Source organism: Labrys wisconsinensis (assembly GCF_030814995.1).
In the GTDB taxonomy this organism is placed as follows: domain Bacteria; phylum Pseudomonadota; class Alphaproteobacteria; order Rhizobiales; family Labraceae; genus Labrys; species Labrys wisconsinensis.
The window spans coordinates 188256-202538 of sequence record NZ_JAUSVX010000007.1 but is presented as its reverse complement, the minus strand read 5'-3'; the positions used below and the strand labels follow the sequence as shown (position 1 = coordinate 202538).

The 14283-nt window shown below is 70.2% G+C and carries 15 protein-coding genes; 11 read left to right on the top strand and 4 right to left on the bottom strand.

Translation table 11 applies throughout. The annotated features are described in order from the left end of the window. The first annotated feature begins 58 nt into the window (after positions 1-58). The 5 genes from QO011_RS19615 (at position 59) to QO011_RS19595 (ending at position 4128) form a co-directional block, all read left to right on the top strand. Positions 59-316, top strand: a complete 258-nt coding sequence (locus QO011_RS19615) for a type II toxin-antitoxin system Phd/YefM family antitoxin (RefSeq protein ID WP_307275262.1) — start codon at positions 59-61, stop codon at positions 314-316. A 79-nt stretch (positions 317-395) separates the two neighbouring features. Continuing rightward, complete coding sequence (gene tdh, locus QO011_RS19610) at positions 396-1424, top strand: L-threonine 3-dehydrogenase (RefSeq protein WP_307275261.1); 1029 nt, start codon at positions 396-398, stop codon at positions 1422-1424. 68 nt (positions 1425-1492) lie between these two features. Then, entirely contained in the window at positions 1493-1840 is a 348-nt protein-coding gene (locus tag QO011_RS19605) for a diacylglycerol kinase (RefSeq protein ID WP_307275260.1), read from the top strand. 105 nt (positions 1841-1945) lie between these two features. Then, the gene (locus QO011_RS19600) at positions 1946-2314 is read left to right on the top strand and encodes an SPW repeat protein (RefSeq protein WP_307275259.1); all 369 of its coding nucleotides are present in this window, start codon (positions 1946-1948) and stop codon (positions 2312-2314) included. Positions 2315-2388: 74 nt separating this feature from the next. Beyond that, on the top strand, positions 2389-4128 hold the full coding sequence (locus tag QO011_RS19595) for an NAD+ synthase (RefSeq protein WP_307275256.1): 1740 nt from the start codon (positions 2389-2391) through the stop codon (positions 4126-4128). 42 nt (positions 4129-4170) lie between these two features. Here QO011_RS19595 and QO011_RS19590 read toward each other — a convergent pair whose 3' ends face one another. Beyond that, positions 4171-5004 (bottom strand): MipA/OmpV family protein, encoded by an 834-nt coding sequence (locus QO011_RS19590; protein ID WP_307275254.1) that lies wholly within the window; start codon positions 5002-5004, stop codon positions 4171-4173. A gap of 224 nt (positions 5005-5228) precedes the next feature. Here QO011_RS19590 and gltX point away from each other — a divergent pair, with 224 nt between their 5' ends. Next, entirely contained in the window at positions 5229-6560 is a 1332-nt protein-coding gene (gene gltX / locus QO011_RS19585; RefSeq protein ID WP_307275251.1) for a glutamate--tRNA ligase, read from the top strand. A gap of 16 nt (positions 6561-6576) precedes the next feature. Here the strand turns inward: gltX and QO011_RS19580 are convergent, their stop codons facing one another. After that, positions 6577-7656, bottom strand: a complete 1080-nt coding sequence (locus QO011_RS19580) for a DUF2865 domain-containing protein (protein ID WP_307275249.1) — start codon at positions 7654-7656, stop codon at positions 6577-6579. Positions 7657-7765: 109 nt separating this feature from the next. On the opposite strand from QO011_RS19580, the gene QO011_RS19575 reads away from it, so the two are divergent. Further along, positions 7766-8275 carry a CreA family protein gene (locus tag QO011_RS19575; RefSeq protein WP_370881982.1) on the top strand — a complete coding sequence of 170 codons (510 nt, stop codon included), beginning with the start codon at positions 7766-7768 and terminating at the stop codon, positions 8273-8275. Between the two features lie 156 nt (positions 8276-8431). Here the strand turns inward: QO011_RS19575 and QO011_RS19570 are convergent, their stop codons facing one another. Beyond that, positions 8432-8731 (bottom strand): hypothetical protein, encoded by a 300-nt coding sequence (locus tag QO011_RS19570; protein ID WP_307275246.1) that lies wholly within the window; start codon positions 8729-8731, stop codon positions 8432-8434. 174 nt (positions 8732-8905) lie between these two features. Between QO011_RS19570 and QO011_RS19565 the strand changes: the two genes are divergently transcribed. After that, complete coding sequence (locus QO011_RS19565; RefSeq protein ID WP_307275243.1) at positions 8906-10186, top strand: arsenic transporter; 1281 nt, start codon at positions 8906-8908, stop codon at positions 10184-10186. A 27-nt stretch (positions 10187-10213) separates the two neighbouring features. Here the strand turns inward: QO011_RS19565 and QO011_RS19560 are convergent, their stop codons facing one another. After that, on the bottom strand, positions 10214-10441 hold the full coding sequence (locus tag QO011_RS19560; protein ID WP_307275241.1) for a hypothetical protein: 228 nt from the start codon (positions 10439-10441) through the stop codon (positions 10214-10216). Positions 10442-10753: 312 nt separating this feature from the next. On the opposite strand from QO011_RS19560, the gene cysS reads away from it, so the two are divergent. From cysS to cimA, 3 genes are read left to right on the top strand one after another with little or no spacing between them, the layout of a single operon-like run. After that, the gene (cysS, locus tag QO011_RS19555) at positions 10754-12163 is read left to right on the top strand and encodes a cysteine--tRNA ligase (protein WP_307275238.1); all 1410 of its coding nucleotides are present in this window, start codon (positions 10754-10756) and stop codon (positions 12161-12163) included. Then, on the top strand, positions 12163-12657 hold the full coding sequence (locus tag QO011_RS19550; protein WP_307275235.1) for a GNAT family N-acetyltransferase: 495 nt from the start codon (positions 12163-12165) through the stop codon (positions 12655-12657). Before cysS ends, QO011_RS19550 begins: the two co-directional genes overlap by 1 nt. Beyond that, positions 12654-14249 (top strand): citramalate synthase, encoded by a 1596-nt coding sequence (gene cimA / locus QO011_RS19545; protein WP_307275232.1) that lies wholly within the window; start codon positions 12654-12656, stop codon positions 14247-14249. The genes QO011_RS19550 and cimA overlap by 4 nt, the downstream gene beginning before the upstream one ends. The last annotated feature ends 34 nt before the right edge of the window (positions 14250-14283 follow it).

The window sequence follows — 14283 nt, the reverse complement described above, 5'->3', positions numbered from 1 at the left end:
CCCTGGCGACAGCCCGGGCGGAGACTTTTGGTACCGTAAGTGCATTGCCGGAGGCACCATGCCTTTGACCACCTCGTCCAGCGGCGAGTTCGAACGGGACGTCGGCAAGGCCGGGCGAGCGGCCGAGAACGGACCCGTCGTGATCGGGGAAAGCGGTGAACCGGCCGGTGTCCCGATGAAGCGCGAGGCCCGCGGTCGCCTCATCGACAAGCGGCGAAACCTGGCTGACTCGCTGAATCATGCGGAGAGCATGGACATCGAATTCGTACCGCAACGGATGAGAGACGGCTGGCCTTCGCCGATCGAGTTCGACTGATGTGCTGCCGCAGCGGCGCCGGCTTTGCCAATGGGCGTGCCGGTCTTCAACCCCTGGAGAACCTGAGGGACCTATCCCCATGAAAGCCCTGGTGAAATCCCGTCCCGAGCCCGGGCTGTGGCTCTCCGAGAGCGAGCCGGTGCCGGTGATCGGCGAGGACGACGTGCTGGTGAAGGTGCGCAAGACCGGCATCTGCGGCACCGACGTCCATATCTACAAATGGGACCCCTGGGCCCAGAAGACCATTCCGGTGCCGATGGTGGTCGGCCACGAATATGCCGGCGAGATCGTCGAGGTCGGCTCGCATGTGCGCACGCTCAAGGTCGGCCAGCGTGTCTCCGGCGAGGGCCACGTCGTCGGCATGCGCAGCCGGGCGACCCGGGCCGGCAAGTTCCATCTCGACCCCGAGACGCGCGGCATCGGCGTCAACATGCCCGGCGCCTTCGCCGAATACGTCAAGGTGCCGGCCTTCAACATCGTGCCGCTGCCCGACGAGATCGACGACGAGCTCGGCGCCATCCTCGATCCGCTCGGCAATGCCGTCCACACCGCGCTCTCCTTCGACCTCGTCGGCGAGGACGTGCTGATCACCGGCGCCGGCCCGATCGGCATCATGGCCGGGGCGGTGGCGCGCCACGCCGGGGCGCGGCACGTTGTCATCACCGACGTCAACCCGGTGCGCCTCGATCTCGCGGCCAAGGTGGCGAGCGTCACGCCGGTCAACGTCGCCGAGGAGGACCTGCGCGACGTCATGGCCCGCCTCAAGATGAAGGAAGGCTTCGACGTCGGCCTGGAGATGAGCGGTGCGCCGCCGGCCTTCCAGCAGATGCTCGACGTCATGCTGATGGGCGGGCACATCGCCATGCTCGGCATCCCGGCCGCGCCCTATGCGGTGGACTGGAACCGGATCGTCTTCAAGATGCTGACCATCAAGGGCATCTACGGACGCGAGATGTTCGAGACCTGGCACAAGATGCTGGCCATGCTGCAGAGCGGCCTCGACATCCGCCCGGTCATCACCCACCGGCTGAAGACCGCGGATTTCCTGCAGGGCTTCGAGACCATGGCGCGCGGGGAGTGTGGCAAGATCGTGCTCGACTGGAGCTGAAACCTGGCCGCGTTGCGGCTGCATGCCCGCACCGCTAACACGGGGAGCGGGCAGAGCGGAGCGGCGCCATGGAGCGGATCATCAAGGCCTTCTTCCATTCCTGGGCCGGCTGGTCGCACGCCATCCGCACCGAGCAGGCGGTGCAGCAGGAGGCGGTGCTGCTCGCCATCGCCCTGCCGGCCTCGTTCCTGATCACCGACGACAACTGGAAGCGGCTGGCGCTGATCGGCGTCCTGCTGATCCTGCTCGCCGTGGAGTTCCTCAACACCGCCATCGAGAAGCTGGCCGACCATGTCCGGCCGGATCTCCACCCGCACATCAAGGTGGTGAAGGACCTCGGCAGCGCCGCCGTGTTCATGCTGCTGCTCCTGTCGGGCCTGGTCTGGCTGCTGGCGCTCTGGGAACGCTTCGCCTGATGTGAGCCGGACCGCCGCGATCATGTGTCGCGTTGCGATATATATCGTATAACGATATATATGAGCCGAGGGGATTGCCATGCGTCGCGACGGATGGAGGAACCCATGGCCTTGCAAGTCTTCCGCACAAAGAGATCTCAGGACTGGCTGCTGCTCGTGCTGGCCGTGGCGCTGTTCGCGGCGCCCTGGGCGCTCGGCTTCGCCGGAGACCGCCGGCCCGCCTGGAACGCCTGCGTCGTCGCGGTGCTGCTCGCCTATCTCGCCTGCGCCTCGCTGTCAGAATTCAAGGCGTGGGAGGAATGGGTGACGCTGGCCCTGGGCGCCTGGCTCGTTGCCGCGCCCTGGGCGCTCGGCTTCGCGGCGGATATCCGCGCCGCCCAGACCCACTGGATCCTCGGCGCCCTGACCATGCTCGTCTCGCTCTGGGCCGAGTGGGCGTTCCGGCACGCGCGTCTGGGTCCGCCGGCGGCCTGAGCGCGGGGCGGGCAGAGCCGCGGCCTCGGGCGCGCGACATTGCGGCGCCGCGCGCGAGGTCATAAATCTCTGCCATGAGCACCGACAGCCCCGACCGCCTGCGCATCGCCGTGGCGCAGCTGAAGCCGACCCTCGGCGACATCGCCGGCAATCTCGCCAAGGCGCGCGGCGCCCGGGCCGTCGCGCGGGGCCAGGGGGCCGACCTCGTGCTGTTCACCGAGCTCTTCCTCTCCGGCTACCTGCCGGAGGACCTCGTCCTGAAGCCCTCCTACCAGGAGGCCTGCCGCGCGGCGCTGGAGACGCTCGCCCGCGAGACCGGCGACGGCGGCCCGGCGGTGCTGATCGGCCTGCCCTGGGCCGAGGCCGGCCGGCTGCACAATGCCGTAGCCCTGCTCGATGCCGGAGCGGTCGCGGCGGTGCGCTTCAAGGTCGATCTGCCGAACTACGGCGTGTTCGACGAGAAGCGCGTGTTCCAGCCCGGGCCGATGCCGGGTCCCATCCCCTTCCGCGGCGTGCGCCTGGGCGTGCCGATCTGCGAGGACATCTGGGGGCCCGACGTGGTGGAATGCCTGGCCGAGACTGGCGCGGAGCTGCTGCTGGTGCCGAACGGCTCGCCCTATCACCGCGACAAGGCCGACGTCCGCCTCAACATCGCCGTGGCGCGCGTCGCCGAATCCGGCCTGCCGCTGCTCTATGCCAACGAGGTCGGCGGCCAGGACGAGGTGGTGTTCGACGGCGCCTCGTTCGCCCTCAACGCCGACCATGGCCTGGCGGTGCAGCTTCCCGCCTTCGAGGAAGCGGTGCTGACCACCACCTGGCGGCGCGGCCCGGCCGGCTGGGCCTGCGACAGGGGGGCGGTCGCGCCGGTCGAGGAGGGCGACGCGGCCGACTATGCCGCCTGCATCCTCGGCCTCCGGGACTATGTGGAGAAGAACCGCTTTCCCGGCGTGGTCCTCGGCCTGTCCGGCGGCATCGACTCGGCCCTGGTCGCGGCCATGGCGGTCGACGCGCTCGGGCCGCAGCGCGTGCACGCCGTCATGCTGCCCTATCGCTACACCGCGTCCGAGAGCCTCGCGGATGCGCGGGCCTGTGCCGCCGCGCTCGGCTGCCGCTACGACGTGGTGCCGATCGGCGGGCCGGTCGAGGCGCTGGAGGCGGCGCTGGCGCCGCTGTTCGCCGGCCATCCCCGCGACGTCACCGAGGAGAACATGCAGAGCCGCATCCGCGGCACCATGCTGATGTCGATCTCCAACAAGCTCGGCGCGATGGTGCTGACCACCGGCAACAAGTCGGAGGTGTCGGTCGGCTATTGCACGCTCTACGGTGACATGAACGGCGGCTTCAATCCCGTGAAGGACCTCTACAAGACCGAGGTGTACCGCCTCGCCGCCCTGCGCAACCGCCGGAAGCCGGCGGGCGCCCTCGGGCCGGACGGCGTCGTCGTGCCCGAGGCGATCCTGATGAGGGCGCCCAGCGCCGAGCTGCGCGAGGACCAGACCGACCAGGAGACCTTGCCGCCCTACGACGTGCTCGACGACATCCTGCGCGGCCTGGTCGAGAACGAGATGCGCGTCACCGACATCGTCGCCCGCGGCCATGACGAGGCCGTGGTGCGCCAGGTGGAGGGGTTGGTGGCCCGCGCCGAGTACAAGCGCCGCCAGGCGGCGCCCGGCGTCAAGGTGACGGAGAAGAATTTCGGCCGCGACCGGCGCTATCCCATCACCAACCGCTTCCGCGACGGCGCGCGCTTCCAGCCCGATCCCGCGCTCTATCGCATGTCGGGCCGCAGCATGGCCGAGGTGGTCGACTTCTGACTCTTCCAAGCCGGTCGCGGAGCCCTCGCTTCGGCCGGCGCCTCAGAGCGCGAAGTCGAAGCGGTAGGTCGCGGAGACGCCGAACACGAACTGGTCCACCGAGCCGCGCTGCTCGACCAGGCTCGAATCCGCGGCCGGACCGAGCAGGCGGGCATATTCGGCGAACAGGCTGGTCTCGATCTTGTCGGTCGCCTTCCAGGTGAGGGCGCCGCCGAAGCCGGCGGACTTGAGGCCGCCGCCGGGCGAATAGACATCAAGGCCCGAGGCCAGCGATTCCTGCGCGCTCACGCCGTAATAGGCGTCGAAATAGCTGGCGGAGGCAGCCGACAGGCGCGGCCCGCCGGAGAGGCGCAGCGTCGGCGTCAGGTCGGTGAAGGCGTCGGCGAAGAAGTCGCCGACCACGCCGTGATGGGAGACGATGCCGTGGCGCACCTCGCCGCGCAGGCGCAGCCAGTCCGTCGGATAATACTCGGCGAAGCCGCCGACCTCCGCGCCCCACGGCACGGTCTTCAGTCCCCTCAGGTCGTTCGACGTGCCGTCGTCGCGCCCGACCACCAGCTTGGCCGTCGGGCCGAAGCGGAACGTGCCGGTGTCGATCACGCCGAAGGAGATGTTGTCGTTGCGCGAGGAGAAGCGGGTGGTGGTGCCTGTCCGGGCCAGCGAGATCATCGGCACGGCCTTGAAGGCGAGATCGTTGGCGCCCTCGTAGCTCGGGGCGATGAAGCCGCTGGCGCCGACGCTCAGCGACCAGTCGCCCGAGAACAGGTCCCAGGGGCTGGACGTGGCGGCAGCGTCCTGCGCCGCGGCCGGTCCGGCGTGGACCAGGGGGGCGAGGCAGGCGAGGGCAAGGAGCAGGGAAGAACGCTGGCGGGGCATGACGACTCTGATACGCAAAACTTCACACGTTGGAAACCCTGCGCAACAATGCCCAAAAAAGGATGAATGCTTGTGGTGATCATGCCGCACTGCGCGCGGCTCGCGCCTGCGTCGAGCCGTCGCGGGAGCGCTGCGGCGCCGCCCGCCGGGCCGCTCTGCGGGCTCGACACGCCGGCCGTTTGCTGTATGTCAGGCCCTGATCAGCCCCCTTTGCCCGGCTCCCCATGCCCGTCGTCCGCTTCGCGCCTTCGCCCACCGGCCGCATCCATATCGGCAATACCCGCACGGCGCTGCTGAACTGGTGCGTCGCCAAGCGGGCGGGCGGACGCTTCATCCTGCGCTTCGACGACACCGACCGCGAGCGCTCGCGTCCCGAATATGCCGAGGCCATCGCCGTCGACCTCGCCTGGCTCGGCGTGGCGCCGGACCTCACGGTCCGCCAGTCCGATCGGATCGCCCTCTACGATGCCGCGGTCGAGAGGCTGCAGGACGCCGGCAGGCTCTATGCCTGCTACGAGACCGAGGAGGAGCTGGAGCGCCGGCGCAAGCGCCAGATGGCGCGCGGCCTGCCGCCCGTCTACGACCGTGCCGCCTTGAAGCTCACCGTGGCGGAGAAGATGGCCTTCGAGATGGCCGGCCGGCGGCCGCATTGGCGCTTCCTCCTGGAGCACCGCATCGTCGCCTGGGAGGACGGGGTGCGCGGCCCCGCCCACATCGACACCGCCTCGCTTTCCGACCCCGTGCTGGTGCGCGCCGACGGCGGCTATCTCTACACGCTGCCCTCGGTGGTCGACGACATCGATCTCGCGGTCGACCACGTCATCCGCGGCGAGGACCACGTCACCAACACGGCGGTGCAGATCCAGATCTTCCAGGCGCTCGGCGCCGCCGTGCCGGCCTTCTCGCACCACAACCTCCTCACCACGGCGAGCGGGGAGGGGCTGTCGAAGCGCAGCGGCGCGCTGTCGATCGGCTCCCTGCGCGACGGCGGCCTGGAGCCGATGGCGGTGGCGAGCCTCGCCATGCTCACCGGCACGGCCGAGGCGGTCCGGCCGGTCGCGACCCTGGCCGAGCTCGCCGGGCTGATCGACCTCTCGCGCATTTCCCGGGCGCCGGCCCGCTTCGATCCCGCCGACCTCGAGACGCTCAATGCCAGGCTGCTGCACGAGATGCCTCATGCCGCGGTCGCCGGGCGCCTCGCGGCGCTGGGCGTCGGCGGCGGCGAGGCCTTCTGGCTCGCGGTGCGCGGCAACATCGTGCGCCTCACCGACGCTGCCTCGTGGTGGCGCGTGGTGACGGGGCCGGTCGCGCCGGTGCTCGAGGATCGCGCCTTCGCGCAGGCCGCCGCCGCGCTGCTGCCGCCCGAGCCCTGGGACGAGGGGACATGGGCGGCATGGGTCGAGGCGGTGAAGGCGGCGACCGGCGCCAAGGGCCGCAGCCTGTTCATGCCGCTGCGCCTCGCCCTGACCGGGCTTGAGCACGGGCCGGAACTGAAGGCGCTGCTGCCGCTGATCGGCCGGGACCGGGCCCTGGCGCGGCTCGAAGGGGCGGCCTGAGGCGCTTCGCCGGCTCTCACTGCACCGGCGTCAGGCCCGGCGCGATCACCCGCACGCGCTTCTTGGTGCCGTCGGGGTTGGTGACCTCGATCTCCCGGCCCTCCGTGGTCGGCAGGCTGTCGATGGCGGCCTTGCGCGGCGCCGCCGCGACCGGGGCCGGCGGTGCCGCGGCGCCCTGGCCGGGTGAGGCCGGCTCGTCGAGCCGCTTCAGGGCATCGCCCGCCGGGGCCCGCGACTGGATCGAGGCTTCCCCTTGCGCGTGGCAGGTGCAGGACTTGTCGAGCTTCGTGCGGAACTTGAAGGCGTTGGGCATGGCCGAGAGCAGCCCGCCGGAGACGGTGGAGACCGCGTCCTCGACCTTCTGCGAGCCATTGTCATAGGCGTAGAGCTCGACCGTCGCGCCGGGGCATTGCCGACGGCAGGTTTCCGCATCGCCGGCGAAGCTCGCCGAGCTGGTGGCGAAGCTGATCGGGAAGAAATAGCCGTCGCAGGTGCGCACGCAGATGGTGCGCAGATTGCTGCCGCGCGGCAGCGGCCCGAAGGGCGGCAGCGTGGTGTCGGGCAGGGCGGTCTCGCGGTCCGCGTCCGGCGGCGCGGCATGCGGCTCGGCCCCGTCCGGACCGAACAGCTGCTCGAAGGTGCCGGATGCCTGCAGCTGGTCGGGATCGGGGTCCTCGTGCGCCGGCAGGCCGTTGCAGTCGAGGCGGGCGAGCAGGGCGAGCGTGCGCTGGCGTTCCGCCTCGCGCCGGGCGCCGAGATCGCCGGACAGGCGGGAGAGCTGGCGCTGCAGCAGCCCGAGATTGCGATCCATGCGCCGGATGTTGGCATCGAGCGCCCGGCACTGCGCCGGCGGCTCGAACAGGGCCGAATCGCAGCCGATCGAGGCGGCATAGTCCTGCGTGCGCTGCAGCTCCCCGGCCTGGCGCTCGACCGCGTCGCGGTAGCGCTCGACCCGGGCGGGGTCGGCGTCGCTCTCCTGCTCGATGGCGCGCAGCTGCGCATCGAGCCGGGCGCAGCGCGCGTCCTGAGCCAGCGCGGCGCCTGATATCGTCATCACGGCCGAGAAGACTGCCGCACGGAGGATCGAGCTCTGCATTGCGGCGCGGAGCAAAGTCCCAAATCGTGACCAAACCATGAAGCCGCCGCCCCGCTCTGGCGCATCGAGACAGGGCTCGCCATATGCGGCCCGGAGCAAGGAGATCGTGATGATCCGCAAGGCCTGTTTCGTCCTGACCGCCCTTCTGGCGTTCGCGGCCCACCCCGCGATGGCGGAGGAGCCCGATCTGATCTTCAAGAAATCGACCGTGTGGAAATTCCTCACGCCGGACGACAAGCTGGCGACCTACGGCATCGACGACCCCGTCGTCAACGGCGTCGCCTGCCATTTCACCGTGCCGGAAAAGGGCGGCATGGCCGGCATGTTCGGCGTGGCTGAGCAGGTGTCGGACATCTCGCTGTCCTGCCGCCAGGTCGGCCCGATCTCGATCAAGCAGAAGTTCGAGCAGGGGGACGTGGTCTACCGCCAGTCCCGCTCGCTGTTCTTCAAGAAGATGCAGGTGGTGCGCGGCTGCGACGTCAAGCGCAACGTGCTGGTCTATGTGGTCTATTCCGACAAGCTGATCGACGGCTCGCCGAAGAACTCGACCTCGACCGTGCCGATCATGCCCTGGGGCAACCAGGAAGGGCCGCGCTGCGCCGACTGGGTGACGAACTGAGCGGCGTCGCGCAAGCGGCGTTCGAGACGTGCCGGCGCCGTCACGTCTCGCCAAGGCGCGCGAGCGCCGTCACTTCTCGCCAAGGCGCGTGAGCGCCGTCACTTCTCGCCAAGGCGCGCGAGCGCCGTCATTTTTCGCCAAGGCGCGTGAGCGCCGTCACTTTTCACAAGTGATGACCACCGCGTGCGGGTCGGCCACCGCGGCGACCTGCGTCGGCGTCGCGATCGAGCCGGTGACGTCGGCGGCGGTCTGGGGCCGGAAGCCGATCGCATGGTCGTAGCCGTTGGCCACGCACCAGGAGTTGGCGATCGGCTGCCCGCAGGCCGTGCCCGATTCGAGGCAGGTGTCGACGCCGTAGCCGTCGTCGTTGGCGACGACGAAGGACGCGGCGTTCTGGGCGAGGGCTGGCGTTGCGAGGATGAGCGCGAGAGCCGCGGCGAGCAAGCGAGGGGTCATCGAATTTACGCGGTTGATACTGGGGGCTGACCGTTCGATAGCGGACGGGGCGTAGCATCGCTGTGCGAATTTAAACATCGGTAAAGGTCGTTCGCCTTTTCTTTGGCGGCCGATGTGGCGTGGTCGCATCACCGGGGCCATTGACCCGGCCGCGGCGGCGTGTTGCAAGCGCACGTGCCCACCTCCCTGCCCCTCGAGCTCACCCCGGCCACCACGGCGATCTGGGCCATCGCGGCCACGGCGACGCTCGGCGTCATCGTCCGCCCGCTGCGCTGGCCCGAGGCGATCTGGGCGGTGGCGGGCGCCCTGGCGCTGATCGTCTTCGGCCTGCTGCCCGTTCCGGCCGCCCTCGGCGCGGCGGCCAAGGGGACCGACGTCTATCTCTTCCTGATCGGCATGATGTTGCTGGCCGAGCTTGCCCGGGCCGAGGGCCTGTTCGACTGGCTGGCGATCCATGCGGTGCGCCATGCCCGGGGATCGCCGCGCCGGCTGTTCGCGCTGGTCTATGCCGTCGGCACCCTCGTCACCGTGTTCCTGTCCAACGACGCCACCGCCGTGGTGCTGACGCCGGCGGTCTATGCCGCTGCGCGCGCCGCCCGGGCCGAGCCGTTGCCCTATCTCCTGATCTGCGCCTTCATCGCCAACGCCGCCAGCTTCGTGCTGCCGATCTCGAACCCGGCCAACCTGGTGGTGTTCGGCCGGCACATGCCCTCGCTGCTCGACTGGCTGCGCCAGTTCGCGCTGCCCTCGCTCGCGGCCATCGCCGCGACCTATGCGGCGCTGCGCTTCACCCAGCGCCGGGCTCTGGTCGAGCCGCTGGCGACCGAGCTGCCCGCCCGGCCGCTCTCGGCCGGCGGGCGCTTCATCGCCTGGGGCATCGCCGCCACGGCCGTGGTGCTGACCCTCGCCTCCGCCCTCGGCTGGGATCTCGGCCTGCCGACCTTCGTTGCCGGCGTCCTCACCGCAGCCGTGGTGATGCTGCGCACCCGGGAGGCGCCCTGGCCGGTGCTCCGCCACATCTCCTGGGGCGTGCTGCCGCTGGTGGCCGGCCTGTTCATTCTGGTCGAGGGGCTGCGCGAGACCGGCGTCATCGACATGCTGGTGGTGCTGCTGCGCGAGGCGGCGACCCGCTCCGCCGGCCAGGCCGCCTGGGGCGCCGGCATTCTCACCGCCATCGCCTGCAACCTGGTCAACAACCTGCCGGCCGGCCTGGTCGCCGGCTCGGTCGCGGCTGCGGCGGACGTGCCGGCCAAGGTGACCGGCGCGCTGCTGATCGGCATCGACCTCGGGCCGAACCTCTCGGTCACCGGCTCGCTCGCCACGATTCTCTGGCTGGTCGCCTTGCGGCGCGAAGGCGAACATATCGGCGCTCTGCGCTTTCTCGGGCTCGGCCTGGTGGTGATGCCGCCGGCCCTGCTGCTGGCCATCGGCGCCCTGGTGTGGACGGGGCCCTGACGGTCCCGTCCGGGGTCTTGCGCCCGATCACATCCCCGCCGGCTCCGGGGCGCTCACGTGGCGCGCGGCCAGGGCCGCGTGGCGCACATGCACGATCGGCCGGGGCTGCTGCACCAGAGGCGCTGCCGTGGTGCTGTCCGTGGGCTCGCCCCGCTGAATCGCATAGAAGTCGCGCGGATTGCTGTGCGCCAGGGCGCCGGACACGCAGGCAACCAGGCCCGCCGCTGCAAGCGCCGAAATGACTACCGATCTCATCATCCATCTCCTGGACTTCGACCGCCCTCTAGCGCGTCCGATATGGACATCGGTCCGGGCGGGACAATTGCGCGTCCCGCGCGACAGTCCCGCGTGTCGGGCATGTGCCGCCGCATTCCGGCCTCGAAGCGGCCGCCGTCCCCCGCCTTCGCCCTCTTGACTTCGGGCGCGCCTTGCCACATTGCTCCCGGCCATGACGGCTCTGGCAATCCTCTCCGGGATTATTTGCAGCTAGCGACATCGCTGGCTGGCGCCGTCATTCGCCCAAACCAAAGAGCGAGACGCCCCCGGCCAGCGAGGCGGGGAACACTCATGGTTTTGCGGCTCTACGACACGCTGACGCGGCAGAAGGTCGACTTTGCTCCGGTGGATCCGAAGCATGTGCGCATGTATGTCTGCGGCCCGACGGTCTACGACTTCGCCCATATCGGCAATGCCCGGCCGGTGATCGTCTTCGACGTGCTGTTCCGCCTGCTGAGATATGTCTATGGCGAGGCGCATGTCGCCTATGCCCGCAACGTCACCGACGTCGACGACAAGATCAACGCGCGGGCCCATGAGAGCGGCATCTCGATCCGCGAGCTGACCGACGGCACGCTCCGGCAGTTCCATGCCGACATCGCCGCGCTCGGCTGCCTGCCGCCGACCGAGGAGCCGCGGGCGACCGACCATATCGAGGGCATGAAGGCGCTGATCGAGCGCCTCGTCGCCCGCGGCGTCGCCTATGTCGCCGAGGAGCACGTGCTGTTCTCCGTGGCAGCGATGGACAGGCTCCCCGGGGCGCCGCGCTACGGCGCGCTCGCCCGCCGCTCCCTCGACGAGATGCTGGCCGGCGCGCGCGTCGACGTCGCGCCCTACAAGCGCGATCCCATGGACTTCGTCCTGTGGAAGCCGTCCTCCGGCGTCCAGCCGGGCTGGCCGAGCCCCTGCGGCATCGCCATGCCGGGCCGGCCGGGCTGGCACATCGAATGCTCGGCCATGGCCACGGCCAAGCTCCTTGAGCCGTTCGGCGGCGGGCTTTCCTGCGAGGATCCCGGGCGCAACGTCTTCGACATCCACGGCGGCGGCATCGATCTGGTCTTCCCGCACCACGAGAACGAGATCGCCCAGAGCTGCTGCGCCTTCGGCACGACGCGCATGGCCAATGTCTGGATGCACAACGGCTTCCTGCAGGTCGAAGGCCAGAAGATGTCCAAGAGCCTCGGCAACTTCGTCACCATCAACGCCCTGCTCTCCACCGACATGTTCGGCGGGCGGTGCTGGCACGGCGACGTGCTGCGCCTGGCCATGCTGCGCACCCATTACCGCCAGCCGATCGACTGGACGGCGAAGGCGCTGGAGGAGGCCGAGCACGCCCTCGACGACTGGTACGACGGCGCGCCCGCCGAGGGGCCGCCCGATGCCGGCGTGATCGAGGCGCTCTCGGACGACCTCAACACGCCGCTCGCCGTCGCCCGCCTGCACGGGCTCGCCGATGCGCGGGCCCGCGCCGCCACGCTGAAGCTGCTCGGCTTCTCCCTCGACCGCGCCGCGCTCGCCAACCTGGCGAGAGCGGCGGTCAGCGTCGATCCTGCCGCGGTCGAGGCCCTGGTCGCCGCCCGCAGCGCCGCTCGCGCCGCCAGGAACTGGGCCGAGTCCGACCGCCTGCGCGACGATCTCCTCGCCATGGGCGTGGCGATCAAGGACGGCAAGGACGGCACGACCTGGGAGGTGAAGCGCTGATGGCCCGCCCGCTGCAAGCCGCCCTGCGGCCCTTCCTGCCCGCCGACGGGCCGATCCTGGCGGCGATCTTCCGCGCCGCCATCGAGGAGCTCGCCTCCGACGACTATGACGAGGACCAGCAGGCGGCCTGGGCCTCGGCGGCCGACGACGAGGCGGCCTTCGGGGCCAGGCTCGCGGGGGAGCTGACGCTGGTCGCCACCGTCTCCGGCGCCCCCGTCGGCTTTGCCGCCCTCAAGGGCGCCGAGGAGATCGACATGCTCTACGTCCATCCCGGCGTGGCCGGGCAGGGGGTGGCGCGCCTGCTCGTCGACGCGCTGGAGAAGCTGGCCGCCGCCCGCGGCGCCAAGGTGCTGCGGGTCGACGCCAGCGACACCGCCCGCGACTTCTTCTCCCGGCGCGGCTTCGAGGCGCGGCACCGCCAGACGGTGCAGCTCGGCGGCGAATGGCTCGGCAACACCCGGATGGAGAAGCGCCTCGCAGGCAAGCCCGCATGACCCGCTCCCGCCTCTTCCTCTTCGACACGACGCTGCGCGACGGCGCCCAGACCACCGGTGTCCACTTCTCCCTGGCCGACAAGCTCGCGGTGGCGCGCATGCTCGATGACCTCGGCATCGACTATGTCGAGGGCGGCTATCCCGGCGCCAATCCGCTCGACACCGAGTTCTTCGCCGCCGACCACGGGCTCCGGGCCACCTTCACCGCCTTCGGCATGACCCGGCGCGCCGGGCGCTCGGCCGAGAACGATCCCGGGCTCGCCGCGCTGCTCGAGGCTCGGGCGGGAGCGATCTGCTTCGTCGCCAAGGCCTGGGACCACCAGGTCGAGCTGGCGCTCGGCATGTCGCTGGAGGAGAACCTGGAGGGCATCCGCGACAGCATCGCGCTCGCCCGCTCGCGCGGGCGGGAGGTGCTGCTCGACTGCGAGCACTTCTTCGACGGCTACAAGGCCAACCCGGCCTATGCCATCGCCTGCGCCCGCGCCGCCCACGAGGCGGGCGCGCGCTGGGTCGTGCTCTGCGACACCAATGGCGGCAGCCAGCCCGACGAGGTCGAGCGCATCGTCGCCGCGGTCGCCGCCGTGATCCCCGGCGAGCGTCTGGGCATCCACGCCCACAACGACACCGAGCAGGCGGTGGCCAATTCCCTGGCCGCGGTGCGCGCCGGCGTGCGCCAGGTCCAGGGCACGCTCAACGGCCTCGGCGAGCGCTGCGGCAACGCCAACCTCACCTCGCTGATCCCGACGCTGCTCCTGAAGCCGGGCTATGCCGAGTGTTTCGAGACCGGCGTGACGGCGGAGAAGCTCGGCACGCTCACCCGTGTGTCGCGCAAGCTCGACGAGATCCTCAACCGCACGCCCGACCACCACGCGCCCTATGTCGGCTCCTCGGCCTTCGCCACCAAGGCCGGCATCCATGCCTCGGCGGTGGTCAAGGACCCCGCGACCTACGAGCATGTACCGCCCGAGAGCGTCGGCAACCGGCGCAAGGTGCTGGTCTCCGACCAGGCCGGCCGCTCCAACATCCTGGCGGAGCTGGAGCGCCTCGGCATCCGCGTCGAGAAGGACCACCCCACGCTCGGCCTCCTCCTGCAGGCGCTCAAGGAGAAGGAGGCGGAGGGCTATGCCTATGAGGAGGCCGACGCGTCGTTCTACCTCCTGGCCCGGCGCATCCTCGGCCATGTCCCGGATTTCTTCCTGGTGGAAAGCTTCTCGGTCAATGTCGAGCGGCGCTGGAACGACAAGGGCGAGCTCGGCATCTTCTCCGACGCCATCGTCAAGCTGCGCGTCGGCGGGGAGAAGCTGATCTCGGCCGCCGAGGGCAACGGCCCGGTCAACGCCCTCGACACGGCGCTGCGCAAGGATCTCGGCAAGTACCAGTCCTTCATCGAGGACCTGAAGCTGATCGACTACAAGGTCCGCGTCTTCCAGGGCGGTACCGACGCGGTCACCCGCGTGCTGATCGAGTTCCAGGATGCCGCCGGCGAGCGCTGGACCACGGTCGGCGTCTCCGGCAACATCATCGACGCCTCCTTCCAGGCGCTGACGGACTCGATGACGTACAAGCTGATCCGGACGGGCGCCACGGTGTAGCGTCGCTTCAGCGTTTCGACCCAAGCTTCTGATT

What these genes read in the sequence shown, in the direction of transcription:
- QO011_RS19615 (WP_307275262.1), top strand. Translation starts at nt 59, where the DNA reads ATGCCTTTGACCACCTCGTCCAGCGGCGAGTTCGAACGGGACGTCGGC.
- tdh (WP_307275261.1), top strand. Translation starts at nt 396, where the DNA reads ATGAAAGCCCTGGTGAAATCCCGTCCCGAGCCCGGGCTGTGGCTCTCC.
- QO011_RS19605 (WP_307275260.1), top strand. Translation starts at nt 1,493, where the DNA reads ATGGAGCGGATCATCAAGGCCTTCTTCCATTCCTGGGCCGGCTGGTCG.
- QO011_RS19600 (WP_307275259.1), top strand. Translation starts at nt 1,946, where the DNA reads ATGGCCTTGCAAGTCTTCCGCACAAAGAGATCTCAGGACTGGCTGCTG.
- QO011_RS19595 (WP_307275256.1), top strand. Translation starts at nt 2,389, where the DNA reads ATGAGCACCGACAGCCCCGACCGCCTGCGCATCGCCGTGGCGCAGCTG.
- QO011_RS19590 (WP_307275254.1), bottom strand. Translation starts at nt 5,004, where the DNA reads ATGCCCCGCCAGCGTTCTTCCCTGCTCCTTGCCCTCGCCTGCCTCGCC.
- gltX (WP_307275251.1), top strand. Translation starts at nt 5,229, where the DNA reads ATGCCCGTCGTCCGCTTCGCGCCTTCGCCCACCGGCCGCATCCATATC.
- QO011_RS19580 (WP_307275249.1), bottom strand. Translation starts at nt 7,656, where the DNA reads ATGCAGAGCTCGATCCTCCGTGCGGCAGTCTTCTCGGCCGTGATGACG.
- QO011_RS19575 (WP_370881982.1), top strand. Translation starts at nt 7,766, where the DNA reads ATGATCCGCAAGGCCTGTTTCGTCCTGACCGCCCTTCTGGCGTTCGCG.
- QO011_RS19570 (WP_307275246.1), bottom strand. Translation starts at nt 8,731, where the DNA reads ATGACCCCTCGCTTGCTCGCCGCGGCTCTCGCGCTCATCCTCGCAACG.
- QO011_RS19560 (WP_307275241.1), bottom strand. Translation starts at nt 10,441, where the DNA reads ATGAGATCGGTAGTCATTTCGGCGCTTGCAGCGGCGGGCCTGGTTGCC.
- cysS (WP_307275238.1), top strand. Translation starts at nt 10,754, where the DNA reads ATGGTTTTGCGGCTCTACGACACGCTGACGCGGCAGAAGGTCGACTTT.
- QO011_RS19550 (WP_307275235.1), top strand. Translation starts at nt 12,163, where the DNA reads ATGGCCCGCCCGCTGCAAGCCGCCCTGCGGCCCTTCCTGCCCGCCGAC.
- cimA (WP_307275232.1), top strand. Translation starts at nt 12,654, where the DNA reads ATGACCCGCTCCCGCCTCTTCCTCTTCGACACGACGCTGCGCGACGGC.